Source organism: Bradyrhizobium sp. 157 (assembly GCF_023073815.1).
Classification (GTDB): domain Bacteria; phylum Pseudomonadota; class Alphaproteobacteria; order Rhizobiales; family Xanthobacteraceae; genus Bradyrhizobium.
This window is the reverse complement of the sequence record NZ_JADPKF010000016.1, coordinates 28,743-54,458: the sequence shown is the minus strand read 5'-3', so window position 1 is coordinate 54,458 and position 25,716 is coordinate 28,743. Positions and strand designations below refer to the sequence as shown.

Genomic DNA, 25,716 nt, shown 5'->3' with positions numbered 1-25,716 from the left:
ATACTGGCCCTGGACGCCCACTTACGTCAATCCAAACGACGATCCGCGCAGGAATGCCCAATCAACACTTCCGCGAAGCTACTCATCTGCAGTTCAGCGGTGGAGCGGCACGTCTATGTCCTCTCGGCAAACAGTTAGCGCAGGAGAAACCACATGCCTGAATCTTCCCGTGAGCTTGTCGTGCTTTTCACGCATGGCGCCGATCATGAGCTGTCCTCGGTCGGCTTTACCATCGCCAACGGCGGCATGACGGCGGGATTAAGAGTCTCAGCGTTCCTAACCAGCGCCGCAGTCGATCTGGTTCGCAGGCGCGCTATCGACAGCACGGTGGTGCCCCCGCTCGAGCCGCTGGCAGCCTTGGTGAAGGATTTTCTAGCCCGCGGCGGCCGCTTATGGGCCTGCACGCCTTGCGTCAAGGCGCGCGGCTACGAGCAGGGCGATCTCATTGACGGAGTGGAGATCGCCGGGTCTAGCAAAATCCACGAGTTGATCAAGGCCGGCGCCGCGACGCTCAGCTTCTGACGTTCGAGATCCGCTTCGCAGCTGTCGAAAGGGTCGGCAGTTGCCGTTGCGGATATCTGCCAAGCTTACAACAGGAGATCCGATCATGACCACGATCACTGCGTTCGATCCGAAGGAACTCGAGGCCAAGGTGAAGGCGATGTATCGCAGCGTCGCCGAGGACCCGCATGGCGAATTCCACTTCGAGATGGGGCGCGTGATGGCCGAACGTCTCGGCTACGCACCGGCCGACCTCGACCGCGTGCCGGCTGAGGCGATCGAGTCGTTTGCTGGCGTTGGCTACTATTTTCACCTTGCCGATCTCAAGCCGGGCGAAATCGTCGTCGACCTCGGCAGCGGTTCGGGCATGGACACATTCATTGCCGCGCTGAAGGTGGGTTCCCGCGGAAAAGTCACGGGCATCGATATGACGGACGAGCAGCGCGGAAAGGCGGAGCGGCTGCGTGATCGCGACGGCTTCCTGAACGTGACCTATTTGAAGGGTTACATCGAGGAAGCTCCGCTGCCGGACGGCCTCGCCGACGTTGTGATCAGCAATGGCGTCTTCAATCTGGCTGTCGACAAGTCCAGGGTATTCCGCGAGGCCGGGCGGCTGCTGAAATCCGGCGGCCGGCTCGCGATTTCGGACATCGTGACGGAGGTGCAGCTCCCCGAAAGCATCGTGTGCAATTCCACGCTTTGGGCCGCCTGCATCGGCGGTGCTGCCCAGCAGAACAATTATCGCCAGATGATCGAGGCGGCCGGACTGCGGGTGGATAAGCTGGAAGACAATCCGCAATACCAATTCATCTCCGACAACGCCAAGGGCGCAAGCAAGAAGTTCGGTGTGAAGAGCATATCGCTGCTGGCTGTAAAGCCCTGATGGGGCGGACAGAGATCACGTCTGCGCGTGGCCGCTACGGTCGAAATCAAGATCACGGTGCACACGTGGCGCCAGACCCCGCTGTCGGGATCGTACGGAAAGCGCCAGTCCGTCGAAACACTAGCTGATGGATAGGGCGTGGGCGAACTGCATCGCAAACGCCTCGGACGTCGTCCCTTGCGTCCATTACGCGGCTGGAAACGATCCGCGCTGACGGATGGTCATCCAGATCCCGGCCACAGCGGCCAGCGTCACGGCAGCGAGAGGGGCCCAGGCCTGCGGTTCTCCCATTGTCCGCAGGGTTATGCCGCTCAGGAGGCACCAGAGAACGGGGACTGGGAGCAGCACTGGCAAAAGCCTGCCGCGGGCGAGGAGCAAAACGCCGAGCGTCGCGATCGCCGTCGGATCCGGCGTGATGCCAAAGACCTCGGACGAGGCCCAGCCGCGCCCCTGCAGCGGCGCAAGCAGCGGCTGTACGGCAAGTGCGAAGCCAAGGATGAGATATCCGATCCAATGGACAGGCCGGGGCCGGTCGAAGACGAGGGCGTCGCGCAGGAATGCAAGGAGGAGCAATACGCCTTCAACGAAGAAAGCCGGCGCAACATAGACGGCAGCCCAGTTGATGGCCGCGTAGCGATTCCACAGGAACGACCATCCGACGAAGGTCCAAAAGATGGCCAGAATGAGCGCGATCCAGCGTGCCCGGATTCCCGGCCGCCACGCGATCAGCAGGACGATGAGGAGGCCGGCGGCAAGCGTCACGACGTGTAAAGGCCAGAGCGCCGCATTGTGCGTTTCGAACATGCGCCAGTAGACGCGCGGCGAAAACAGCAGGAAATCCTCCGCGCGGTAGGTCCACCACTCCGACATCAAAGGGCCTGCACGTGAGCCGAGATGCGCTGCCGCATGGCCAGGTCCGGCATCGGTCCGGCGGCGGCCGAGAGATTTTCCCGCACGTGGTCGACGCGCGTGGTCGCCGGAATTGCGACGGTGACGGCCGGGTGAGACAGGATGAACTTCAGCATGAGCTGCGCCCAGCTCGATACCCCGAGCTCGGCCGCCCACTCTGGCAGCGGCTTATTTTTGAGACGGTTGGTCAGCGCGCCCTGCCGGAACGGCCGATTCACGATCACCGCAATCCCGCGCTCTGCCGTCAGCGGCAGCAGCCGCGTCTCCGCCTCGCGATCAACGACATTGTAGGAGAACTGCACGAAATCGATAGGCTCGCTTCGCATGATCTGTTCGACAAGATCATGACGGCGGCCTTCGGACGTGGTGATTCCGACGTAACGCAGCGTACCGGCGGCTTTCATCTGGAAAAGCATCTGCAGATGCGCCTTCCAGGCGAGCAGATTGTGAACCTGAACGAGGTCGAACTTCGGCACGCCCCAGAAGCGACGCGATTGCTCGATCTGGGCTGGACCTGCCGTAGCCGAGGAGGTCCAGACCTTCTCGGCCGAGAATAGCGCGGAAGGTCGCCCGAGCTTGTGAAGGCCGTAGCCGATCACCGGCTGCGACGAGCCATACATGGGGGAGGAGTCGATCATGCGGCCGCCCGCCTCGAAGAAGGCGGCCATGACGCCAGCGCATTCGTCCCTGAGCACCGGATCGTTGCCGACGTTGAAGGTGATCCAGGTCCCCAGTCCGACGATCGGCATCTCCTCGCGGGTTGAGGGGATGGCACGGCGGGTGGGCGAGCCCTGCTGGGCGCGCAGAGAGACTGGCAGGAGTGTCGCGGCGGCCGTCGCCGCCAAGGAGGCCTGCACGAACGTTCGGCGTGTTGTCCGCATTCGATGCTCCATGTCAGCGGCGGGCAGACTCTTGCGCAAGAAATGCGCGGGAGTAACGGGGCGCCGCCGCCAGCTTCGCAATACGAAATTGCCGATTAAGGCACTGAACCAAATATGCAGTCGCGCGCCTGCGCGCAACACTTATTGAGACGCAGTGCCGATGGCTCAGAACGATCCCGCCACCGAGCCGAGCGCGATGACGGCAGCGAGGGCGACGAGTGCGCCGACGATACCGACCATGACGACGTCGCGATAGCTCTCCCGGTGCGTCGATCCGCAGACGGCGAGCAGCGTGACGACCGCGCCGTTATGCGGCAGGCTGTCGAGCGTACCCGAACTGATCACCGCCACGCGATGCAGCAGCGCGGGATCGAGTCCGATCTCCGCCGCGCGCGCCATATACGTCCCCCCGAGTGCGTCGAGCGCAATGGTCAGCCCGCCCGATGCCGAGCCCGTGAGCGCGGCGAGCACGTTGGTCGCCACCGCAAGCGAGACCAGCGGTCCGCCGCCGATGCCGAGCACGGTGTCGCGCACGACATCGAAGGCGGGCATCGCCGCCACCACGGCGCCGAAGCCGACCAGGCTCGCAACGCTCACAGCCGGCAGTACGGCGGCGTTGGCGCCGGCGTCCATGGTTGCGCGCAGGGCCGGCAATCGCCGATGGCTGACGGCGAGGACCGTCACGATCGCACAGGCGAGGGCTGTGATGACAGCCCAAACGCCGCCGACGGCTGCGAGCGACGTTCCGCCCCAGCGAGCTTCGGCAAGAAAGCGGGTGTCCAGCGCCGGCAAGATGAGCAGCGACATCGCGAGATTGACGAGAATCACCACAATGAGCGGCAGTGCGGCGAGTGCAACCGACGGCGGGGCGTCGGTTACCGCACCGTGCAAGATCTCCGCCGGATCGAACTCCCGCGCGGTGGTGGCGCGTTCGCGCAGCTTTTCGTCAGTGGCAAGACGGGCAGAAGGCATCGGCACGCCGTCGCCGAAGCTCTCGCCGATTTTTCTTGAGTTGGCCTCCTCGCGGTTGAGCCACCACAGGCCGAAGCCGAGCATGATCAACGATGCCAGAAGGCCAAGGCCGGGCGCGGCGAACGGCGTGGTGCCGAAGAACGGCATCGGGATCGCGTTCTGGATCGATGGCGTGCCGGGCAGCGCCGACATGGTGAAGGTGGAGGTGCCGAGCACGATCGCCGCCGGCATCAGCCTCCGCGGGATGCCGGCGCTGCGAAACAGCTCGTGCGCCATCGGTGCGAGCACGAAGAAGGCGACAAACAGACTGACACCGCCATATGTGACGAGCGCTCCGGCGAGCACCACCGCGAGCACAGCCCGCCGCGTGCCCAGCCGCTGCGTCATGAAGGCCGCGATCGCGGCGACTGAGCCGCTGTCTTCCATCAGTTTGCCGAACAGGGCGCCGAGCAGAAACAGCGGAAAGAACTGGGCCAGAAAGCCTGCCGCACTGACCATGAAGGTCTGGGTCCAGTGGGCCAGCAGCGGCTCGCGGGAGAACAAGGCGGCGACCAGCGCGGCGAGCGGCGCGAGCAGCAGCACGCTCCAGCCCCTATACGCGAACAAGATCAGCAGGCCGAGTCCGATCAGTATACCGAGAAGGCCCAACAGAGTCATCGCCCTCAGCACTCCGCAAGCAGTGCATCGATATCGGCGGTGGAGCACTGGCCGAGGTCGTCAGCATGCGCCTTAAGGAATGCGTCGGCGCTCTTGCGTCCCTCTTCCTTAAGCAGCGAAACGAACTCCCATTCAGCGTTGAGTTTCGATGATGCGCCGAATTCCGTGAGTGCGTCGGTCATGATCCGGTGCGTGCGCATTCCGGCCCAGCGCGCGCCCTCGCCGTGTCCGGGGTCCGCCACCTGCCGTAGCAGTGCGATCATGCGCAATTCCTTCATTAGCGCCGAGTTGAAGGAGATTTCGTTGAGGCGGTTGAGAATTTCGTTCGCCGTACGCGGCGGTTTTGGTCGTTCGCGCGGATTGATCTGCACTAGGATGGTGTCGTGAGCGTCGCTTTCGCGCACCAGCGGCGTGAGGGTCGGATTACCGGCGTAGCCGCCATCCCAATAGGGTTCGCCGTCGATCTCGATCGCCTGGAACATGGTCGGTAGACAAGCCGAGGCAAGCAGGACGTCGGCCGTGATCTCCGCGTTGCGGAAGATACGGCCGCGGCCGGTGCGCACACTGGTCGCGGTGACGAACAGCCTGATTGATGCCCGGGCCAGTCGGTCGAAATCGATGCTTTCGGCGAGGATGGCACGCAGCGGGTTGAGGCCGAGCGGATTTAGATCATAAGGCGAAAGCACACGGGCCATCAGGTCCATGGCGACATAGGCGGGTGACGTGTCGAGCGTCCAGCGGCCCATCAGCCGGTCGAGCGGCGAGCGCTGCAGCGGGCTGAACGCGGCAGCGCGCGACACACCTCGCCAAAAGGCCGCGAGCGCCGCCCGCGCGCCATCGGCACCGCCTTGCGTCCACCCGTCGGCCACCAGGGCTGCATTCATTGCGCCCGCCGACGTGCCGGAGATTGCTTCGATCCGCAGCCACGGCTCCTCGATCAGCCGGTCGAGCACGCCCCAGGTGAACGCGCCGTGGGAGCCTCCGCCCTGCAAAGCGAGGTCCACCAGGACAGGTTCGCGCGCTGTTTCGTCCATCATCACCCTCGTTGATCGGAGATGAAACGACACTCAACCCGGGACGCTGCTATAGCCCCCTCGACCCTTCGTAGGATCGACGCAGCAATGCGAACAGGCTGCCACCCGTTGCCGCGCCCAAGAGGTAGGCGACGGCGGCCAGCAGCGCGAGCGGCACGCGGGCATTGATGCCGAGGAAAGACATGGTGACGACCTCGAAGTTCTGCAGCGCGAAGATAACTGTCGCAGCGACGAACAGAATGATGACGGCGAGGTAGATCCAGCGCATGGCGCCTCCTTTTCGTCGATCAAGAGACTGCGCTACGCGCAGCCCGCTAACCACACCTCAGCGAGCGCGGCGCAGGCCGAAGCCGAGTCCGATCCAACCAGCGCCGGCCATGATGAGGTCGATAGCGAGGAACAGGCCGAGGATATAGAGACTCGAAACCGGCCAGCGCGCCAGGATCAGTACGCCGAGCAGTAGCGTGATTACGCCTGATAGCGCCACCCAGATCCAGGGCGTTTCCCGTTTCATGCTGAAGGCCAGCACGATTCGCATGATGCCCGAGACCAACAGCGATGCGCCGAGAACGAGGGTCAGTAGCACAGCGGCTAGCAGCGGATTCTGAAACGTGACGAAGCCGGCGATGATGTAGAGTACGCCGAGCAGGGCCCAGAGCAGGAATTTGCCCCAGCTCTTGATCTGGAAAGCGCCAAACACCTCGGCGACGCCGGCGATGATCATCATCACGCCGACCACGAGGACGCTCACGACAGTGGCCATCGCGACGCTGCCAAGCGCGATAAGCCCGGCGAGCAGATAGACGACGCCGAGTGCGACGATCCAGCCCCACTTGGCGCGCAGCGGCGCCGTATCCGAACCGGCCTGAGGGCTTTTTACGGTGTCTGAAGTGCTGGTCATGACGGTCCTCCGATGCGAAAACCTATCCGACGTTAGTTTGTCGGCCCTCAACGCGACGGCGCGCGGCGCGGGACATTCGACACGTGAAGACTAGCACAACTAGCCATTGTGATCACCTGATTTCGATATCTTCGGTCGTAGTTTGTGCGAGGTCTTGCCACGCCGCGGTGCTGGTCGTCCCGTTTGATAGGCGACTATTGAGCGGTAGCGGTAGGCTAGATCAGCCGCATTCCCTTCAGGCTCGAATGCCCGTTCTTGCCGACGATGATGTGGTCGTGCACGGAAATGCCGAGCGGAGTCGCGATCTGGATGATCGCTTTGGTCATGTGGATGTCGGCCTGCGACGGCGTCGGATCGCCGGAGGGGTGGTTGTGCACGAGGATCAGCGCGGTCGCCGATAGTTCGAGTGCCCGCTTGATCACCTCGCGCGGATAGACCGGGGTGTGGTCGACGGTGCCGGTCTGCTGCACCTCGTCGGCGATCAGTTGATTACGCTTGTCGAGGAACAGCAGGCGGAACTGCTCCTTGTCGGCAAACGCCATGCCGCTCCGGCAATAATCGATCACATCGTTCCAGGAGGAGAGCGCAATCTTGCGCCTGATCTCACCTTTCGCGACCCGGCTCGCCGCCGCGGCGAGCAGCTTGATCTGGTTGATCGAGGCTTCCCCAATGCCATCGACCTCGCGCAGGCGTGCCACCGGCGCGTGAATGACCTCGGCAAACGAGCCGAATTCTTTCAACAACGCTTTCGCCAGCGGCTTGGTGTCGCGCCGGGGCAGGGCCGGAAACAGCGCCATCTCCAGTAGCTCGTAGTCGCTCAGCGCCTCCGGCCCGGCGCCGTAAAACCGCTCGCGCAGCCGCTCGCGATGGCCGTGGTAGTGCGGCTTGTCGCTGTCCGGGCTTTCCGTTGGATCAATCTTGGCGGGCATCGGCACCAAATGTGCCGTGGATGCGAAATTTTGCAACCACGAAAATCGCAGTGATTGATCCTCTAGGCGCCTACGCCAGCCGGTAGAGGCCGGCGAAACGCTGCCGCCGGGAGGCGCTATCGTCGCGCGCGATGCGCCCGATAATTGAGTCACACCCTGCGTTTAAGATGAAATTCTCCGGTCAGCCGCCACGTCTTCCGCTCGTCCGCCGATTCGCGGCTGATCCAGTGGAGCGAGTTGGCTTCGATCTCGGTGAAGCACCACTGGCAAATCGTGCCCGAGGCGTCGCGATACTCCTGCACGATGTCGGCGCCAACCTGACGGCCGGTCATCCGGTTGTAGGATTGCCTCACCGGGTCGACGAATATGATCTGCCAGTTGTCCTGTTGCGGGTCGTAGATCCGCAAGGTGGTGCCGTACATCCTGTCGCCCTCGCCGGTCGCGCGTCCGGTGCGCGAGGGCACGATCCAGACGTCCTGGATTGCCCGGCCTTGCAGCGCCCAGCCGAAATGCACCTCGCAGCTGGAGCCGAACGGCTCGCCTTTTGCGGGGTGCACCGTCACGGTGCCGTCCCAGGCGCCGACGAAGCGGCCGTAGAGCATCATCTTGTCGGCGCGGTCCGCCGCCGGACCGTTGCTGCACAGTGCATCGATGAATGAAAACGATTCGCTGGCCATAGATGTTCTCCCGCTGATGTTCGTGATCTTCGGAAGACTTGCCAAATGAGGGGCTTAGCGCTTGGAAAAAATTGCGGTTGACGGCGCTTGCCGGGGTGGCCGATTTCGGATGGAGAAAAGGCGCCGCGCGAAGCACGGCGCCTTCGATTCATTTCAGATTATCGCGCCGTCAGGCCTTCACGGCCGCGAACGCATAGCCGTTGCCGTCCTTCGTCAGCGTGCCGACGTTCGGGAATCCGAAATGATAGCCCGCGATCATTCCCTTTTCGGCGATCACGCGATCGAAGAACGCGCGCCGCGTGGCTTCCGCCTTGGGTCCATCTGAGTCGAACATCGAGAACCATCCGGGATTGCGGACGAACAACTGGTGAATGCCCGTCACGTCGCTCTGGATGAACAATTGCTGCCCGCCTGATGCCACCAGGAAGGACATGTGACCGACGGTGTGGCCGGGCGTGGCGATGGCCTTCACGCCGGGCGCGACGTCGGCGCCGTCGCTGTACTGCTTGATATTCTTCCAAGTCGGGAAGGTCGCCTGAATCCGCTTGACGTGTGGGCGGAAGGCTTCCGGCATCTTCTCCACCAGCGCCGGATCGGTCCAGAACTTGTACTCCACCTCGGGCATCAGGATTTCCGCGTTCGGAAATACCTGCGCATTGGTCTCCTTCACCCAGAGGCCGGAGATGTGGTCGGGATGGAAATGCGAGATCACCACCGTGGAGACGCTGGCCGGATCGAGACCGGCCGCCTTCATGTTGTCGGCGAGCTTGCCGACCGTTGCTGGGCCGTTGGCGCCGAAGCCGGTGTCGAACAGCACGACCTTGCCGCCGGTCCGGATCGCGGTGACGGTGAATGGATTGTCGAATTTGTCCGGACCGATCCCGCCGGCCGTCAGCGCCTTCTTGACGTCGTCGAGCGAGGCATTCTTCACGAAGCCTTCATTGAGAACGCGCTCGACACTGCCCTCATGCAGGCTGAAGGCCTCGATCTCGCCGACCTTGAATTTGAGGCTGTCAGCGGCGCGCTGTGCATGCGCCGCGCCGATGAATGAAACCGGTCCCTTGAGGCCGAAAACGAGCGCTGCCGCCGTGCTCCCGAGGACCAGATCGCGACGTGAAATTTCGAACATTGCCCTTGCTCCCTTGGTTGCTCTTTTGCCCGCCAGAGACTTCCGTTCCGAAGGGCTCGCGGTAGATGCTACCCCGCACAACCCGGGATATTCCGGTGCTATTGCAGCTCAATGACAAGGCGTGTTGCCGCAATGCGGCGTGGCTCTCGGCAAGGCAGGGCTCTCAGCACATGCGAGGCATTTGCAAGCAAGACTCGCGGCCGGGACGGATGGCCGATTGAAGCGAGCCGCTGACCCGGTTAGGCCGGAGCCAGCGGCTTCTCGCCGTTGCGCTCTGACAGCGTAAAAATCTCGACGCCGGTCGCGGTCACGCCGACCGAATGCTCGAACTGCGCCGACAGCGAGCGGTCGCGGGTCACCGCGGTCCAGCCGTCGGACAGGATTTTTACATGCGGCTTGCCGAGATTGATCATCGGCTCGATGGTGAAGAACATGCCGGGCTTGAGCATCACGCCTTCGCCGGGCCGGCCGATATGGATGATGTTGGGCTCGTCGTGGAACATGCGCCCGAGGCCATGGCCGCAGAAATCGCGCACCACGCTCATGCCCTGCGGCTCGACAAAACTCTGGATGGCATGGCCGATGTCGCCGGTGGTGGCGCCGGGCTTCACCGCCGCGATGCCGCGCATCATCGCCTCATAGGTGACTTCGATCAGCCGCTCGGCCTTGCGCGCGATCGGGGCTATCACATACATCCGGCTGGAATCGCCGTACCAGCCGTCGACGATGAAGGTGACGTCGATATTGACGATGTCGCCTTCCTTCAGTGCGCGGTCGCCCGGCATGCCATGGCAGACCACGTGATTGATCGAGGTACAGGTTGAGTAGCGGTAACCGCGATACATCAGCGTCGCCGGATAGGCGCCATGGCTGAAGGCGAAGTCGCGCACGAATTCGTCGATCCGCGACGTCGGAACGCCCGCCTTGACGACGTCGGTGAGCTCGTCCAGGCATTTGGCCACCAGCGCGCCGGCCTTGCGCATGCCGGCGAAGCCGCTGGCGCCATGCAGCTTGATCTGGCCGGTTTTTCGCAAGGAGGTGTCGGTGGCTTCGATATAGCTCATGGGCGGGTCATGCTTCTGGAACGGAAAAAGGGCTGATTTTGAATGCCTAATTTAATGATCCGACCGGTCAGCGCAAGCCGAGGTTGGACCACGGCGCGGCTTTAAAAGGCTTGCATCTAGCCGGAAACTTCCACCACGGGCTCGACCGGCAGCGCGCCGCCGCGGACGCGGATTTCGCGGACCGGGTAGGGAACACGGATCCCCTCCCGCTTGAACGCGTCCCATAGCGCCAGCATCACGTCGCTCTTGACGTTGTCGAGGCCGTCAGGATCGGGCAGCCAGAAGGTCAGCGAGAACTTCATGCCGGCCTCGGCGAATTCGGTCAGGATGCAGTTCGGGGGCTTGTTCTTGATGGCGCGCGGCACGGCGTCGGCAATGTCGATGGCCAGTTTGCACACCGCCCGCGGATCGGCATCGTAGTTGGTGCTGAACAGCACCTTCACCAGCGTGTTCTTGTCGGTGTAGGTCCAGTTCACGACCTTCTGCGTCACCAGATCCTCGTTCGGGATCAGGAACTCGCGGCCGTCGCCGGCGGCAACCGAGATGTAGCGTGTCTTCATCGTACTGATGCGCCCGGTGTTGTCGCCGATGGTGACGAGGTCGCCCGGCTTCACCGACTTGTCGACCAAGAGGATGATGCCGCTGATGAAGTTGGCGACGATCTTCTGCAGGCCGAGGCCGATACCGACGCCGGCCGCGCCGGTGAACACCGCGAGCGCCGCGAGGTTGATGCCGACCGCGCTCAGGGCAATCGCGATGGCAAATACCATCAGCGTGAAGCGGACGATCTTGACCAGCAGCACCTGGATCGACGGCGTCAGATCGCCGGACCGGGTGATGCGGCCTTCCACGAAATTGCTGGCGATGTTGGTCAGCCACAGTGCCACGATCAGGAGCGCGCCGAGCTTGATCAGGAGCAGCGGCGTCAGCCTGAGATCGCCGAGCACGATCGAGACCGAATCGAGCGCCTCGACCACCGGCTCGAGTTGGCCCAGGATGCTCAGGGCCACCACCAGCCAGGCCGATATCGACACCAGCCGCACCACGAAGGTGTTGCGGATCACCGAGGTGATGAGATTGATGACCAGCCACGCGAAGGCGAGCTTGGCGGCAACTGCCAGCAGATAGCTGCGGCTCGGCCAGGTCGACGCAATCATGATCCCGCGCGCCAGCGTCATCAGGAGTGCGAACACCGCCGTCGATGTGCTGCCGACCAGCACGCGGACGAACAGCCGGAACGGCGCCGGCCAGCCCATCGCAACCGACGACACGTCTATCCTGGAGCGCACGGCCGCGGCGCTGGCCCAGGCGATGCCTGCGGCGGTCAGGATCAGTCCCAGTTGCAGATAGAACCAGGGCGAGGTGACCTCCGCGCCGACCGAACGCGCGGCGTTGTGGAGGATCTCGATGATCTCTTTCAGGTCCATCGGAAAATTCTCGTTCGAGGCTCTGGCCTCATCAGACAAAGGTGATTCGCGAATAGCAGGCAGATTCTCACAGGCGACGTGCGGATGCCATCGACACGCAGCTAAGGGGCAAGGTTAGGCCGGTAAATCGGGCACATTGCCGCGATCGCAGAAAATGGGTTGGCGATCAAGTGTGGCAACGATAAGGATGCAATTGCAAGTATTTGCGACGATATCGGAGGTTCATGGCTTCTCTCGACTCGGTCAGCATCGCCATCTTTCTGGGCGCCATTCTGGTGATGGCGGGCATCCTGTCGAGCCTGCTTGCGTTGCGCTTCGGGGCGCCGCTGCTGCTGGTGTTCCTCCTGATCGGCATGCTGGCGGGCGATGCCGGACCGGGCCAGCTCAGCTTCGATGATGTCCGCACCACCTATCTGGTCGGCTCGGTGGCGCTGGCGCTGATCCTGTTCGACGGCGGTTTGCGAACCAAATTTCAGAGCATTCGCACGGTGCTTGCCCCATCGATGGTGCTGGCGACCATCGGCGTATTGCTCACCGCGCTGATATCAGCGCCGGTCGCCAAATACGTGCTCGACTTGAACTGGTCCGAGTCGCTGCTGGTCGGCGCGGTGGTGGCGTCGACTGATGCCGCTGCGGTGTTTCTGCTCGTCCACACCCAGGGCCTGCGCCTGCGTCCCCGTGTGGGGGCGACGCTGGAAGTGGAATCCGGCACCAACGATCCGTTCGCGATCTTCCTCACCCTGATGCTGGTCAAATTCATTTCCATCGGTCAAAGCTCGCTCGGCCATGTCGCATTCGAACTCGCCCGTGAAGGCCTGCTCGGCGCCATCTTCGGCGTGGTCGGCGGTCGTCTGGTGGTGCTGGCGCTCAATCGCATGGCGCTGCCGCAGGGCTTGCACGCGCCCTTCGTCACGACCGCTGCATTGGTGGTTTTCGGTGTAGCGCAGATTGCACACGCGTCGGGCTTTCTCGCGGTCTATCTCGCGGGAATCATCGTCGGCAACCGGCCGACGCGCGCCCATAATTCGGTGGTGACGTTTCTCGACGCCGCGACCTGGCTGGCACAGATCGTGATGTTCGTCCTGCTCGGGCTGCTGGCGTCGCCGCAGCGCCTGCTGGATAGCGTCGGTCCGGCGGTGATCGTGGCGCTGGTACTGATGCTGGTGGCGCGGCCGATCGCGGTGTTGCTGTGCCTGGTACCGTTCCGGTTCAACTGGCGGGAAAAGGTCTTCATCGCCTGGACCGGCCTGCGTGGCGCGGTCGCGATCTTCCTCGCCTCGATCCCGATGCTGGTCGGATTGCCAAAAGCCTATCTCTATTTCGACGTCGCCTTTGTCGTGGTCATCATCTCGCTCTTGCTGCAGGGCTGGACACTGGCGCCGGCGGCGCGGTGGCTGCACGTGGCGCTGCCGCGCGTCGAGCGCGGTCCGCGGCGCGTCGAGCTCGATCTGCCCGGCCAGCTCGAGCAGCAACTGGTCGGCTATCCGGTACGGGCGAAGAGCCTGTATTTCCGGCGTGGCCTTACGCCATCCTGGTCGAAGCCGACGCTCGTCATCCGCGACGAGCGGATTCTCTCGCCAGACGAGGCCGATCCGATCGAAGCCGGCGATTACGTCTATCTGCTGGCGCCGCCGGAAAAGGCCGAGGCGCTGGATCGTTTCTTTGTCGATATGCCGCCGAGCACGGCGCCCGACCCGCATCTGCTGGGGGATTTCATGGTGTCGGGCGAGCACACGCTGGGTGAACTGGCGGAGGTCTACGGCGTCACGATCAGCGAGGCTCAGGCCAAGCTGACGTTATCGGATTATTTCGATATCCATCTCGACCACGCGCCGAAAGCAGGCGCGGAGCTGGCGCTCGATCCCATCGTCCTTGTCGCGCGCAATATCAGTGGCGGCCGCGTCAACGTGGTTGGCCTGCGGCTGCCGGAAGACGAGGAGAAGGTCGCGCCCCTGACAAGCTGGCAGGGCTTCAAGCGCAAGCTTGCGGAGATCTGGTCGTCGGTGGCAGGCGTTTGATCGCCACAAGACTTGTTTTGGCTGTGGTCCGTCACAGAGCGCGACGTTTGGATTCGAAGCGGGGCGTTACGCCAGAGTTACTCCTCCAGTGTAAACCCGACCCGCAAGGTGACCTGGTAATGGCGAACCGATCCATTTTCGATATGGCCTCTGGTCTGCACGACCTCGAACCATTTCAATTCGCGAATGGTCTTTGATGCGCGGGTGATGGCGTTCTGAATGGCATCCTCGATGCTTTTTTCGGACGATCCGGCGAGATCCAGGATCTTGTAAACGTGATCCGTCGTTCCAGCGGTACTGGGCATTGCAAACCTCCGTTGCGGCGATTGGTGCCTGCTTCCTCCTGTTCTGTTGCGATCAGGAGCGTGTCCATTCTGAACGAGTTCTCAAGCTCTTCAGTTCCATGATTTTCTGCCTGCTGCCGAGACTTTGCGGCCCCGGTGGCTTGCCATCACGAGCGCTGGCACGAGGGAGCGGTGAAAGGCTCCGCGTGCGATCCACGGCAGCGCAACGGGCTTCGGTTGCGAGATCTCAGGCGCCTTCGACGACGATGAAGTCAGCATCCGCATATTGTTGGCGGATCGTTTTCGCTTTCTGGTACTCGGCGCTCCGGTAGCAGGCCATCGCAGTATCGCTATCGGCGAATTCGACGATGACGTTACGATCGCGCGCGTAGCCCTCCATCAACTCGAATGGGCCACCGCGCACGATGAACTTCGCTCCGAATTTCTCGAAAGCCGGCTGCGCGGCGGCGAGATAGTCCGGGTAGCGTTCGGGTTGCCGAACGCTGACCCGCACGATCCAGTAGGCTTTGGGCATGATCAAACTCCACGTTCGCTTTCAGGCGACGGCCGGCATGGCGGATGTCGCAGCCGCGCTACGCATCACGTCCGCAACGGCTCCATAGGCTTTCGTCCAGGCAGCTTTCGCCGCTGGCGTCCAGGCTTCCTTCAAACCCTGCTCGAGGGTCCAAAGTAGTGCTGCGCCGACCGTCTCATAGTGCGCATCGATCACGCCATAGCGGGCGTGGTTCCGGCCGAGGTTTTCAAGCACGGGGATAAGCGGCTCGAGGTTTTCGAGTCCGTTGACGACCGCGCTGAGGGCCGCCAGCAGCTTGCGGCGCTGCTCCTTCATATCCGTGCGACCAAACATCGGCTGCAAGGAAGGATCGAGTGTGAACAGCCGTTCGTAAAACAGCGTGGCCGCCACGTCGGCGATCGGGACGATCTTTGCCCAGGTGATTTTAACAGCTGCCTTGTCTTCCGGTGACATGCTCGTGCTCCAAGAAAATGTGAACTCAATTGAATGCAATCAGCAGCTTGGCCGTACTGTCGCGGCGGCATCTGTATGGCGGCGCGTTACGAAGGCGGTGATTGCCGTGATCGCTCGTGCAAATGCGGCGTGAATGGCTGCCGTCCGTGCAATCCGCGCTTCCCGAATGATTCGATCCTTCAGTGCGAGGAAATCGGCTGGTGACAGCCGGCTGATATCGGGTGGGCTCGTCTCGATCCGCTTTATCGTGTGCATCATGGACTCGATCCTTCGTCGTTGCGTCGTCTGAAACGATGAGGTGCGATGGCTTTACGATGAGGCGGTGATCACATAAAATGAATAATAATGATCATCATGATCTTCTGGAGAGATATATGGACCTGTCCGATCTGAAGATCTTCAGCGCCGTGGTGCGCGAAGGCGGCGTGACTCGCGCGGCGCAACGGCTGTATCGGGTTCAATCCAACGTGACGACGCGCATTCGCCAGCTTGAAGAGGAACTCGGTATTCCGCTTTTCATACGCGAGGGAAAACGCCTGCATCTGTCGCCGGCGGGACAGGTATTGCTGGACTACGCGGACCGGTTGCTCGCGCTCGCCGACGAGGCGCGTAACGCGGTTCAGGATCCGAGGCCGCGCGGAGTCTTCCGTCTCGGCGCCATGGAGAGCACCGCCGCGGTCCGCTTGCCCGGGCCGGTGAACGAGTATCATCGCCTTTATCCGGACGTGGTGCTCGAACTCCGCACCGGAAATCCCACGGCGCTTTCGAAGGCGCTCCTGGCCAATGAGCTCGATGCTGCGCTGGTGACCTTGCCGATTGCCGAGGCGCTGTTCGAAAAAGTTGCCGTGTTCGAGGAAGAGCCGGTGATCGTCTCCGCCGCCGACACACCGGCGATCGGCAAAGGTAAGAACGCGTACTTTCCGCGGACTATCCTTGCGTTCGAGCATGGCTGTCCGCATCGCAAGCGGCTGGAAGATTGGTACGCGCTTCGAAATCAGATGCCGGAGCGCACCATCGAACTGGGCTCCTATCATGCGATGCTTGGATGTGTCGTTGCCGGTATGGGTGTTGCCCTGCTGCCGAGAAGCGTGCTGACGACATTTCCAGAAAGCCGGCGGCTGAAGGTCCATCGCTTGCCGCCGGGCGAGAACCGCGCCGACACCTACCTGATCTGGCGTAAGGGCGCCGATTCGCCAAAGGTGCACGCGCTGCGTGATCTACTGACGAAGCAACGCGCCAGGTCTGCAAGGAAGGCGTTTGCGATGAAGAAAAAGGCCCCAGCCGTCGGCTGAGGCCTTCCCGTCATCTGCTATGCGCCCTCAATAGATGTAGGGAGCGCAGACGTACACGGTACGCGGACCGTACTTGGTGAAGATGGTCTTGTAGCAGCTCCCGCCAACATAGAACGATGTTCCAAAGTGGCGATGGCCCCAGTGACCATGCCCATGATGGCCATGCCCATGGTGACCGTGGCCGTGATGGCCGTGACCGTGGCCGTGGCCGTGACCGTGATGGCCACCATGCTTGCCGCCGGCGGACGCCGGTGCGACCGCAGCCGCGGTCATGGCAATAGCGGCGACGGCAGCGAGGGTAATCTTGCGAAACATTTACATTCTCCAATCCAGGCGTGATTGCCTGATATGCCTGTGAGACGCGCCGCGTACGGAGAACGTTCGAGGGATTTTTATGAACGCGCGTTCACGTGTGACCTACAGCACGCAGCAAGCGATCAATGCCATCCAGCCTGCATTCGTGCGCTCAGGAAGCGATTCAGCGCAGGTCTGATGCAATATCCGCAGTTGAGGAATGAACGGAGTATCATTAGCCTGCGGCACAAGGCCCGCTTCACGGCCGCACGGTGGAAACGCAGGAGAGACACAACAATGTCCGGCCCCTCTGACGACCAGCTCGGTTTTGCGCCCGATTATGATTCTGCCGTTCCCTATATGCAGCGGACCCGCGACTACTACGCGGCGATCGGCTACACCACGCCCTACCGCTGGGCGCATTATGTCGACGCGCCGTTCCAGCCGCTGAAAAAGCCGCTGGCAAAATCGCGCGTCACCATCGTCACCACGGCGGCCCAGTATGATCCCACCAAGGGCGATCAGGGACCGGGCGCGGCGTACAATGGCAGCGCCAAGTTCTACCAGGTCTATGACGGCGACACCTCGAAAGAACACGATTTGCGCATCTCGCATATCGGCTACGACCGCAAGCACACCACGGCCACCGACAGCGGCACCTGGTTTCCGCTGCCACAGCTTTTGAAGGCCAGGGCCGCGGGGCGGATCGGCGAAGTCGCGCCGCGCTTCTTCGGGGCGCCGACCAATCGCAGCCATCGCGTCACCATCGACGTCGACGCGCCCGACATCCTTGCCCGCTGCCTCGCCGACAAGGTCGATGCCGCCGTGATCGTGCCGAACTGCCCGGTCTGCCATCAGACGTCGGCGCTGGTCGCGCGCCATCTCGAAGCCAACGGCATCGCCACCGTCGTGATGGGCTGCGCCAAGGACATCGTCGAATATGCGGCCGCGCCGCGCTTCCTGTTCTCGGATTTCCCGCTCGGCAATTCCGCCGGCAAGCCGCATGACGTAGAGTCGCAGGCGCTGACGCTTGAACTGGCGCTGCGGCTACTCGAGTCCGCCCCCGGCGCGCGCACCACGATGCAGTCGCCGCTGCGCTGGAGCGAGGATTCTTCCTGGAAGCTCGACTACAACAACATCTCGCAGATGAGCCCGGAGGAGCTGGCGCGGCGCCGCGCCGAGTTCGACAAGCAGAAGGAAATCGCGCGCGGCAACCGGGCGGCGTGACGTCCCTTCTCCCTTCTCCCGTTGTGGGAGAAGGTGGCGCGGACGAGGTCCGCGCCGGATGAGGGGTTCTCTCCGCGGAGACAACCCCGTCCGCGACACTCCGCGTGTCGCGTCCACCCTGTTCCACAAGGGGAGAGGGAAGAATCAGGAGGAAATAGACGTGACCCGACCGTTCGAAGGCGTGAAGATTCTCGACTTCACGCAAGTGCTGGCTGGCCCCTATGCGAGTTATCAGCTCGCGCTGCTCGGGGCCGACGTCATCAAGGTGGAGCGGCGCGAGGGCGAGGACATGCGCCGCACGCCGCTGAGCCGCGAATGGGCCGAGCGGGGGCTGGCTCCCGGCTGGCAAGCGATCAACGGCAACAAGCGCAGCCTCACTCTAGATCTATCGAGGCCGGAGGCGATCACCATCGTCAAACAGCTCGCAACCCAAGCCGATGTGGTGATGGAGAATTTTCGCCCCGGCGTGATGGACAAGCTCGGCATCGGCTACGCTGCGCTCTCGGCCATTAATCCGCGGCTGATCTATTGCGCCATCTCCGGCTTCGGCCAGACCGGTCCCGAGCGGCTGGGCGCCGGCTATGATGGCAAGATCCAGGCGCTGTCGGGCATCATGTCGATCACCGGCCATCCTGAGACCGGGCCGACGCGCGCGGGCTTCGCGGTCTGCGACGTCCTGTCGGGCGCGACCGCAGCCTTCGGCGTGTCGAGCGCGCTGTTCCAGCGCACCCATACCGGCAAGGGCCAGTTGGTCGACGTCTCCATGCTGGAGGCGACGCTGGCGTTCCTGTCCGGGCAAGTCGCGGACTATTCAGTCGCTGGCCACCGCCAGCAGCTTTCCGGCAATCAGGCCGTGAGCCGAAGGCCGACCGCCAATTTGTTCAGGGCCGGCGACGGCTATCTGCTGCTCGCAGTCAACAGCGAGAAGCAATACCACGCGCTGATGACGGCGCTCGGCCGCGCCGATGCGCTGGAGGATCCGCGTTTCGTCGACTGGTTTGCCCGGCAGGAAAACGAGCCGGCGCTGCGGGCCATCATCGAGGAGGCGCTATCGAAGAAGGACCCGCGCGAGTGGGAAAAGCTCCTGGAAGCCGCAGGCGCGCCCTGTGCCAGCATCTGGAAGATTGAGGAGGTGATCGACCACCCGCAGATCGCCGCGCGCGGTGCCATTCAGGAGATCGATACGCCCTATGGCCGCCTGCGCTTTGCCGGCAGCGGCTTTCAGCTCGCCCATGGCGGCGGACGGCTCGACCGCATGGCGCCCGCGCTCGGCGCCCACACCGACGAGGTGCTGGCCTCGCTCGGCTACAACGTAGCCGCGATCGCGGAACTGCGCACGTGCGAGGTCGTCTAGCGGTAGCCGGGGCAGGGGCGTTGGCTTCTGTCCCGTTTTGAGCATGCCTGCGCATGGCGACCCTGCACCAAGCCGCTTTGAGCGGCCGGGCTTACCGTCTAAAAGACGCCTTTCCCGATCCAAGAAGGATAGATCATGCCCGCCTATCGTTCCCGAACCACGACCCACGGCCGCAACATGGCGGGCGCCCGCGGGCTCTGGCGCGCCACCGGGATGAAGAACGAGGACTTTGGCAAGCCGATCATTGCGGTGGTCAACTCCTTCACCCAGTTCGTGCCCGGCCATGTGCACCTGAAGGATCTCGGCCAGCTCGTCGCACGCGAGATCGAGAAGGCGGGCGGCGTTGCCAAGGAGTTCAACACCATCGCGGTCGACGACGGCATCGCCATGGGCCATGACGGCATGCTCTACAGCCTGCCCTCGCGCGAAATCATCGCCGACAGCGTCGAGTACATGGTCAACGCGCATTGCGCCGACGCCATGGTCTGTATCTCCAACTGCGACAAGATCACGCCCGGCATGCTGATGGCGGCGCTGCGTATCAACATCCCGACCGTGTTCGTCTCCGGCGGCCCGATGGAATCCGGCAAGGTCAACCTCAAGGGTAAGGTCCGCGCCGTCGACCTGATCGACGCCATGGTCGCTGCCGCCGACACCAGCGTCAGCGACGCGGATGTGGAAGTGATCGAGCGTTCGGCGTGCCCGACCTGCGGCTCGTGCTCGGGCATGTTCACCGCCAATTCCATGAACTGCCTGACCGAGGCGCTGGGCTTGGCGCTGCCTGGCAACGGTTCGGTGCTCGCGACGCATGCGGATCGCAAGGGGCTGTTCGTCGAAGCCGGCCATCTGATCGTCGATCTGGCGCGGCGCTACTACGAGCAGGAGGACGAAACCGCGCTGCCGCGCAACATCGCGAACTTCAAGGCGTTCGAGAACGCGATGACGCTCGACATCGCCATGGGCGGATCGACCAACACGGTGCTGCATCTGCTGGCGGCGGCTTACGAAGGCAAGGTGCCGTTCGCGATGCAGGACATCGATCGGCTGTCGCGCCGCGTGCCGGTGCTGTGCAAGGTGGCGCCATCGGTAGCGGACGTGCATCTGGAAGACGTCCACCGTGCCGGCGGTGTGATGGCCATCCTCGGCGAACTCGATCGCGCCGGACTGTTGAACCGCGGCCTGCCGATGGTTCACAGCAAGACGCTGGAAGACGCGCTGAGCCGCTGGGACATCGTGCGCACCAAGAGCGAAAGCGTCAGAAAGTTCTTCACGGCGGCGCCGGGCAACGTGCCGACGCAGGTCGCGTTCAGCCAGGAGCGCCGGTTCGAGGAACTCGATACCGACCGCGCCACCGGCTGCATCCGCGACGCCGCGCACGCCTTCTCCAAGGACGGCGGACTCGCAGTGCTGTCAGGCAATCTGGCGCTGGACGGTTGCATCGTCAAAACCGCCGGCGTCGACGAGAGCATCTTGAAGTTCGAAGGACCGGCGCGGATTTTCGAAAGCCAGGACGCGGCAGTCGAAGGCATATTGGGCGGCAAGATCAAGGCCGGCGACGTCGTCGTGGTCCGCTATGAGGGTCCGCGCGGCGGCCCCGGCATGCAGGAGATGCTGTATCCGACCAGCTACCTGAAGTCGAAGGGGCTAGGAAAGGTCTGCGCGCTGATCACCGATGGCCGGTTCTCCGGCGGCTCGTCGGGCCTGTCGATCGGACACATTTCGCCGGAGGCCGCCGAAGGCGGTCTGATCGGCCTCGTGGAAGACGGCGACCTGATCAAGATCGATATCCCCGCGCGCTCGATCAGCCTCGTGGTCGATGACGCCACGCTGGCGAAGCGCCGCGAAGCCATGCTGGCCCGCGGGGCGGACGCCTGGAAGCCCGCCAAGAAGCGCAGCCGCAATGTGACGATGGCGCTGAAGGCCTATGCCGCGCTCACGACGAGCGCCGCCCGCGGTGCGGTGCGCATCGTTCCGGAGTGAGGTTTGAGCGCGGCGGCTTGTCTTACCTCTCCCGCTTGCGGGGGAGGTCGGATCGCATCGTAGATGCGATCCGGGTGGGGGCTCTCTCCACACGAACGGTGTGACTTGTGGCGGCACCCCACCCCGGCCCTCCCCCGCAAGCGGGAGAGAGAGAGAGAGGGCAGTCTCGTCGCGGCTACACTTGCCTGATGGCCCCTACGTCAGCACCTTGACGCCGCCGAGCACCGTGACGCGGCCGCGCTTGAGCATCACGATCTGTGTCGCCCATCGACGCAGCGAGCGGACAGACCATAGAGCAGGCGGCTGATCGAAATGTAGCAATGCAGATTTGCTCAAACCGAACAAACTTGCCTCTCGCGCTCCCATTTCTATATGCTAGGATTGTATGCATCCGCACGGTGAGCCGTAAGCCGTCGTGCTGTCGTTACGATGGCAACGAGCGCACTCAATCCCGTCGATTGAACAGGTACGCGCTTGCGCAGGGAGCCATCATGCCTCACTTCCTCTCACGCCTTCTGCTGATCCTATTTGGAACGATTGCCGCAAGCGGCGTTCACGCGCAAGAGACTCCAACTATCGCTGCTGCGTCGGATCTAAAGTTTGCATTGGAGGAGGTCGCTGCCAAATTCAAAGCCGAGACTCACCAGGAGGTGCGACTGAACTTCGGGTCATCGGGCAATTTTGCGCGCCAGTTGCAACAGGGCGCGCCATTCGAAATGTTCATGTCGGCTGACGAAGGTTTTGTTTTTCAGCTCGCAGACGCAGGCAAGACAATGGATCGTGGCACCCTCTACGCGGAGGGCCGCATTGTTCTCTTCGTTCCGAAGGGCTCTCCCGTTAGAGCAGACGGTCAGCTCGATGATGTTCGCGCGGCAACCGTCGATGGTCGCATACAGAAATTTGCAATTGCTAATCCCGAGCACGCCCCCTACGGGCGCGCCGCCGAACAGGCGTTGAGGAATCGAGGTCTGTGGGACGTGATCAAGCCAAAGCTCGTGTTGGGAGAGAACGTTTCACAAGCGGCACAGTTCGCGACATCGGGGGCGGCGCAAGGCGGCATCTTTGCCTATTCGCTCGCGCTTGCGCCGGCCGTCAGCTCGCTCGGCTCATTTGTTCTGATTCCTGCCGAATGGCATCAGCCGTTGCGACAGCGAATGGTCTTGATGAAAAATGCGACCCCCGTCGCCAGAGAATTTTATCGCTACGTCCAGATGCCAGCAGCCCGCGTAACATTCCGCAAGTTTGGGTTCGTTCTGCCTGGCGAAGCGTCCTAAACATGGATTGGTCGGCCCTTGCTGTATCGCTCAAGCTGGGAGCTTTGACGGTGCTCGTCCTTCTGCCGTTGGGAATCATCTGCGGCCGGGCGCTCGCCTTCAATCGGTTCCAGGGCAAGGGCTTTGTTGAGGCGTTGTTGGCGCTGCCGCTGGTCTTGCCGCCGACCGTTCTTGGCTACTACCTGCTGGTAGCCTTTGGAGGCAATTCTCCCTTGGGACAGCTCTGGCAAGGCATCAGCGGTCATCCGCTCGCCTTCAGCTTCGAAGGGCTGTTACTTGCTTCGTTGATCGCAAACATTCCCTTCGTCGTGCAGCCTATGCAACGAGGATTCGAGGCTATTGCGGTCGAGATACGAGAAGCCGCCGCCTGTTCGGGGCTTTCGCCATGGCGAGTATTTCTCACGATCGATCTTCCGTTGGCTTGGCCGGGAATCGTTACCGGTATGGTGCTCGCATTCGCCCATACGCTGGGTGAGTTCGGAGTTGTGCTCATGGTGGGGGGCAATATCACGGGGGAGACCAGGACCGTTGCTGTTGCCATTTACGATCGAGTTCAGGCATTCGACAACAACGCAGCGGGTATCATGTCAGTGTTGCTGCTTGCGCTCTCGTTACTTGCACTTTCGCTCACTTACTTTCTTTCTGCTCGGATCGGACGTCGCTATGCCTGACAGCGGATTGCAAGTTCGGTTGCGCCAGGAGGGGCCGATTCCTCTTGATGTCGAGTTCTCATGTGCGCCAAATCAGCTACTCGCCTTGGTGGGACCGTCGGGGGCCGGCAAGACCACTATTCTTCGTTCAATCGCAGGTCTCTACCGGCCTCGCGAAGGGCGTGTTAGCTGCCGAGACAATGTTTGGCTTGATGCTGCGAACGGCGTGCATGTCCCTCCGCACAAGCGTCCGGTGGGTTTGGTTTTTCAGGGCTATGCCCTGTTTCCACATATGACAGTGCTTCGAAATGTGACGACGGCGCTGGGACGGAGCCCGAAGGCAGCGCGAGACGCAAAGGCGCAAGAGCTGCTGTCTCTTGTGCACCTTCAAGGATTCGATAGTCGATATCCCGCTTCATTGTCCGGGGGAGAACAGCAGCGTGTTGCCGTTGCCCGCGCGCTCGCACGTAGCCCCGCAGTGCTGCTTATGGACGAGCCCTTCTCCGCTGTTGATCGTCGCACCCGGCGCAAGCTCCGCGACGAACTTGCGGAGCTACGGAAGGTCATGCAAATCCCGATCGTTATGGTCACACATGATCTCGATGAAGCGGCATCCCTCGCGGATCGAATGTGCGTCATCGATAAGGGAGAAACCCTGCAAGTTGGGACACCTGCAGAGCTGATGAAAGCTCCCGCGAACCAGCGAGTAGTCGAGGCGCTAGACCTGCCAGATCAGCTAATAGAGCGGATCAGTACTCGCTCGACGGGATCGCAGTCGAGGTAACGGGCTCAGACGTGGATTTACCAATTCAAGCCGCCGGCCCTATCAATGATGATGGTGTCGCTTGTGCCCGCCGCTTCCGTAACCGCGCAACTCTGCATACTTGGTCATTTGCGACGGGGTCAAAATGCTGCCGGTCGACAAATGATATTTCAGGTGGGTCTCGCGCAGCATCCCTTGCGTGGCGGCAACGGCCGCGGTGGACGCCTTCAGGCTTTCGGGCGTAACGGTACGGGTGGCAAACAGCTTGTCCAGCTCGGCTTCCTGTTCGATCAGCTTGGCGCCCAGCGGCATCGCTTCGGCCTTCATGGAATCGAACAGGCGCTGCATGCTGGCGCGTTGCTCGGCGGAGAGTTCGAGCTTGTCGGCAAGCTCGAGAACGTGCAATGGCCCCGGATAGCCGTTCAGCTCGGCCGCGAGCGCCAGGCCCATTCCGCGGCCGGCGCCGAGGTCGGCAATCTGCTGCTCGGAAAGCGCCTTGATCGGGCGCGCCTGCATCCCGGCATACGGCGTCTGTGCGTGTACGCTCGTGACGAATGCGATCGATGCAATCAGGGGCCAAATCTTCATCGTCGTTCTCCGGTGGGTCGGCTTGATACTTCGTGTTTGGCATCCAGTGCGTTCAGCACCGACTTGCAGGCGGGCGGCAGCGCAGCCATCGTCATCGGCGGCTTCGGTTTCGGCGGCACTTTCGGCGGCTTCGGATGCAGCACCGCGTCGCTGAACCAGTAGGCAAGATCGCCCGCGCTGCAGCCGTCGCCCTCGTTCGGATCGGGCTGGCTTTCGCATTCGCTCGCGCCGGGCGGGCATTTGATGCGGATGTGGAAGTGATAGTCGTGGCCGTACATCGGCCGCACCTTGTGGAGCCAGCCGCGGTCGCCCTTGGCTTCGCGGCACAACGCTTTCTTGATCGCGGCATTGACGAAGATGCGCTGTACGCTGGGCTCCTGCGCGGCGGCGCGGATCACCGCAAGATGCGTCGACGTCCAGGCGTGCGGATCGATATCGAGCCGGTCGCTGCGCACCATCATCACCGCGGACATCTCCTCGCGCTCGTTGCGCGATAGCTGCCGGTTTGGCATCGGCGTCAGCCAGATGTCGGCGTCGAGCCCCACCTGATGGCTTGCATGCCCGGTAAGCATCGGCCCGCCGCGCGGCTGCGACATGTCGCCGACCAGGATGCCGGGCCAGCCCGCATCCCGGCGCGCTCTGGCGGCCAGCCGTTTGATCAGGGCGACCAGATCCGGATGGCCCCAGTAACGATTGCGCGACAGCCGCATCACCTGCCAATTGTCGCCGTCGATCGGCAGCCCTTCCGCGCCCGCGATGCAGCCATGGGCGTAAAACCCGTGCACGCGCGTCGGCATCGCCGCGGGCAGCACCTTGCGGCCGAACAGCTCCTTGGCGGCGATGTTGGGATCATCGGGATTGGCCAGCGGCGGCAGCGGTTTTGGATGGACCGTGCCCTTGTCCTGCGCCCATGCACTCGCGGCATTGGCGGCGGCTATCAAGGCTATGAGGGGGATCAGAAACAGGCGGGGGTTCATCGGACCAGAGAGTTCAGGGATCGCTCGATTGGCAAACTTAGCATGAAACCGGTAAGAGAGGAC

General features: G+C 62.8%; 29 protein-coding genes. 10 read left to right on the top strand and 19 right to left on the bottom strand.

Annotation, left to right across the window (positions count from 1 at the left end):
• The first annotated feature begins 153 nt into the window (after positions 1-153).
• Positions 154-522, top strand: coding sequence for a DsrE family protein (locus IVA95_RS03530; RefSeq protein ID WP_247509235.1), 369 nt, complete (start codon positions 154-156; stop codon positions 520-522).
• Between the two features lie 85 nt (positions 523-607).
• Entirely contained in the window at positions 608-1,384 is a 777-nt protein-coding gene (locus IVA95_RS03525; RefSeq protein ID WP_247509234.1) for a methyltransferase domain-containing protein, read from the top strand.
• Between the two features lie 186 nt (positions 1,385-1,570).
• Here the strand turns inward: IVA95_RS03525 and IVA95_RS03520 are convergent, their stop codons facing one another.
• From IVA95_RS03520 to IVA95_RS03470, 11 genes are all read right to left on the bottom strand, one after another.
• Positions 1,571-2,188 carry a DUF6064 family protein gene (locus IVA95_RS03520; protein WP_247509233.1) on the bottom strand — a complete coding sequence of 206 codons (618 nt, stop codon included), beginning with the start codon at positions 2,186-2,188 and terminating at the stop codon, positions 1,571-1,573.
• Positions 2,189-2,253: 65 nt separating this feature from the next.
• Positions 2,254-3,174 carry an aldo/keto reductase gene (locus tag IVA95_RS03515; RefSeq protein ID WP_247509232.1) on the bottom strand — a complete coding sequence of 307 codons (921 nt, stop codon included), beginning with the start codon at positions 3,172-3,174 and terminating at the stop codon, positions 2,254-2,256.
• A gap of 165 nt (positions 3,175-3,339) precedes the next feature.
• Complete coding sequence (locus tag IVA95_RS03510) at positions 3,340-4,794, bottom strand: GntP family permease (RefSeq protein ID WP_247509298.1); 1,455 nt, start codon at positions 4,792-4,794, stop codon at positions 3,340-3,342.
• 14 nt (positions 4,795-4,808) lie between these two features.
• Positions 4,809-5,837 carry a patatin-like phospholipase family protein gene (locus tag IVA95_RS03505; protein ID WP_247509231.1) on the bottom strand — a complete coding sequence of 343 codons (1,029 nt, stop codon included), beginning with the start codon at positions 5,835-5,837 and terminating at the stop codon, positions 4,809-4,811.
• A gap of 49 nt (positions 5,838-5,886) precedes the next feature.
• Complete coding sequence (locus tag IVA95_RS03500; protein ID WP_213251205.1) at positions 5,887-6,105, bottom strand: hypothetical protein; 219 nt, start codon at positions 6,103-6,105, stop codon at positions 5,887-5,889.
• 57 nt (positions 6,106-6,162) lie between these two features.
• Positions 6,163-6,738, bottom strand: a complete 576-nt coding sequence (locus tag IVA95_RS03495) for an HdeD family acid-resistance protein (protein WP_247509230.1) — start codon at positions 6,736-6,738, stop codon at positions 6,163-6,165.
• A gap of 215 nt (positions 6,739-6,953) precedes the next feature.
• Positions 6,954-7,667, bottom strand: coding sequence for a DNA repair protein RadC (gene radC / locus IVA95_RS03490; RefSeq protein ID WP_247509229.1), 714 nt, complete (start codon positions 7,665-7,667; stop codon positions 6,954-6,956).
• 149 nt (positions 7,668-7,816) lie between these two features.
• Positions 7,817-8,344, bottom strand: a complete 528-nt coding sequence (locus tag IVA95_RS03485) for a hypothetical protein (protein WP_247509228.1) — start codon at positions 8,342-8,344, stop codon at positions 7,817-7,819.
• 169 nt (positions 8,345-8,513) lie between these two features.
• Entirely contained in the window at positions 8,514-9,473 is a 960-nt protein-coding gene (locus IVA95_RS03480) for an MBL fold metallo-hydrolase (RefSeq protein WP_247509227.1), read from the bottom strand.
• 239 nt (positions 9,474-9,712) lie between these two features.
• Positions 9,713-10,537 (bottom strand): type I methionyl aminopeptidase, encoded by an 825-nt coding sequence (gene map, locus IVA95_RS03475; protein WP_213251195.1) that lies wholly within the window; start codon positions 10,535-10,537, stop codon positions 9,713-9,715.
• 116 nt (positions 10,538-10,653) lie between these two features.
• Positions 10,654-11,964, bottom strand: coding sequence for a mechanosensitive ion channel domain-containing protein (locus tag IVA95_RS03470; protein WP_213251193.1), 1,311 nt, complete (start codon positions 11,962-11,964; stop codon positions 10,654-10,656).
• 224 nt (positions 11,965-12,188) lie between these two features.
• Between IVA95_RS03470 and IVA95_RS03465 the strand changes: the two genes are divergently transcribed.
• The gene (locus IVA95_RS03465) at positions 12,189-13,982 is read left to right on the top strand and encodes a potassium/proton antiporter (RefSeq protein ID WP_247509226.1); all 1,794 of its coding nucleotides are present in this window, start codon (positions 12,189-12,191) and stop codon (positions 13,980-13,982) included.
• A 77-nt stretch (positions 13,983-14,059) separates the two neighbouring features.
• Here IVA95_RS03465 and IVA95_RS03460 read toward each other — a convergent pair whose 3' ends face one another.
• The 4 genes from IVA95_RS03460 to IVA95_RS03445 form a co-directional block, all read right to left on the bottom strand.
• Positions 14,060-14,287, bottom strand: a complete 228-nt coding sequence (locus IVA95_RS03460; protein ID WP_028350994.1) for a dodecin — start codon at positions 14,285-14,287, stop codon at positions 14,060-14,062.
• Between the two features lie 226 nt (positions 14,288-14,513).
• On the bottom strand, positions 14,514-14,801 hold the full coding sequence (locus IVA95_RS03455) for a DUF1330 domain-containing protein (RefSeq protein WP_247509225.1): 288 nt from the start codon (positions 14,799-14,801) through the stop codon (positions 14,514-14,516).
• Positions 14,802-14,822: 21 nt separating this feature from the next.
• Positions 14,823-15,254, bottom strand: a complete 432-nt coding sequence (locus tag IVA95_RS03450) for a globin family protein (RefSeq protein WP_247509224.1) — start codon at positions 15,252-15,254, stop codon at positions 14,823-14,825.
• 39 nt (positions 15,255-15,293) lie between these two features.
• Positions 15,294-15,512, bottom strand: coding sequence for a hypothetical protein (locus IVA95_RS03445; protein WP_247509223.1), 219 nt, complete (start codon positions 15,510-15,512; stop codon positions 15,294-15,296).
• A gap of 116 nt (positions 15,513-15,628) precedes the next feature.
• On the opposite strand from IVA95_RS03445, the gene IVA95_RS03440 reads away from it, so the two are divergent.
• Complete coding sequence (locus tag IVA95_RS03440) at positions 15,629-16,546, top strand: LysR substrate-binding domain-containing protein (RefSeq protein ID WP_247509222.1); 918 nt, start codon at positions 15,629-15,631, stop codon at positions 16,544-16,546.
• Positions 16,547-16,573: 27 nt separating this feature from the next.
• Here the strand turns inward: IVA95_RS03440 and IVA95_RS03435 are convergent, their stop codons facing one another.
• Complete coding sequence (locus IVA95_RS03435) at positions 16,574-16,861, bottom strand: hypothetical protein (RefSeq protein ID WP_247509221.1); 288 nt, start codon at positions 16,859-16,861, stop codon at positions 16,574-16,576.
• Positions 16,862-17,137: 276 nt separating this feature from the next.
• Between IVA95_RS03435 and IVA95_RS03430 the strand changes: the two genes are divergently transcribed.
• The 3 genes from IVA95_RS03430 (at position 17,138) to ilvD (ending at position 21,401) form a co-directional block, all read left to right on the top strand.
• On the top strand, positions 17,138-18,067 hold the full coding sequence (locus IVA95_RS03430) for a glycine/sarcosine/betaine reductase selenoprotein B family protein (RefSeq protein ID WP_247509220.1): 930 nt from the start codon (positions 17,138-17,140) through the stop codon (positions 18,065-18,067).
• Positions 18,068-18,227: 160 nt separating this feature from the next.
• Positions 18,228-19,421, top strand: a complete 1,194-nt coding sequence (locus IVA95_RS03425) for a CoA transferase (RefSeq protein WP_247509219.1) — start codon at positions 18,228-18,230, stop codon at positions 19,419-19,421.
• Between the two features lie 135 nt (positions 19,422-19,556).
• A complete protein-coding gene (ilvD, locus tag IVA95_RS03420; RefSeq protein WP_247509218.1) occupies positions 19,557-21,401 on the top strand; it encodes a dihydroxy-acid dehydratase in 1,845 nt (614 codons plus the stop codon).
• Positions 21,402-21,596: 195 nt separating this feature from the next.
• Here the strand turns inward: ilvD and IVA95_RS03415 are convergent, their stop codons facing one another.
• A complete protein-coding gene (locus IVA95_RS03415) occupies positions 21,597-21,746 on the bottom strand; it encodes a hypothetical protein (RefSeq protein ID WP_247509217.1) in 150 nt (49 codons plus the stop codon).
• Between the two features lie 146 nt (positions 21,747-21,892).
• On the opposite strand from IVA95_RS03415, the gene modA reads away from it, so the two are divergent.
• From modA to IVA95_RS03400, 3 genes are read left to right on the top strand one after another with little or no spacing between them, the layout of a single operon-like run.
• Entirely contained in the window at positions 21,893-22,675 is a 783-nt protein-coding gene (modA, locus tag IVA95_RS03410) for a molybdate ABC transporter substrate-binding protein (protein WP_247509216.1), read from the top strand.
• A gap of 2 nt (positions 22,676-22,677) precedes the next feature.
• Positions 22,678-23,346: a molybdate ABC transporter permease subunit gene (modB, locus tag IVA95_RS03405; protein ID WP_247509215.1), complete on the top strand. Its 669-nt coding sequence runs from the start codon at positions 22,678-22,680 to the stop codon at positions 23,344-23,346.
• The gene (locus IVA95_RS03400) at positions 23,339-24,109 is read left to right on the top strand and encodes an ABC transporter ATP-binding protein (RefSeq protein WP_247509214.1); all 771 of its coding nucleotides are present in this window, start codon (positions 23,339-23,341) and stop codon (positions 24,107-24,109) included. Before modB ends, IVA95_RS03400 begins: the two co-directional genes overlap by 8 nt.
• 42 nt (positions 24,110-24,151) lie before the next feature.
• Here the strand turns inward: IVA95_RS03400 and IVA95_RS03395 are convergent, their stop codons facing one another.
• On the bottom strand, positions 24,152-24,676 hold the full coding sequence (locus tag IVA95_RS03395) for a Spy/CpxP family protein refolding chaperone (protein ID WP_247509213.1): 525 nt from the start codon (positions 24,674-24,676) through the stop codon (positions 24,152-24,154).
• Positions 24,673-25,653 (bottom strand): penicillin-insensitive murein endopeptidase, encoded by a 981-nt coding sequence (gene mepA / locus IVA95_RS03390; protein WP_247509212.1) that lies wholly within the window; start codon positions 25,651-25,653, stop codon positions 24,673-24,675. The genes IVA95_RS03395 and mepA overlap by 4 nt, the downstream gene beginning before the upstream one ends.
• Positions 25,654-25,716 lie beyond the last annotated feature (63 nt).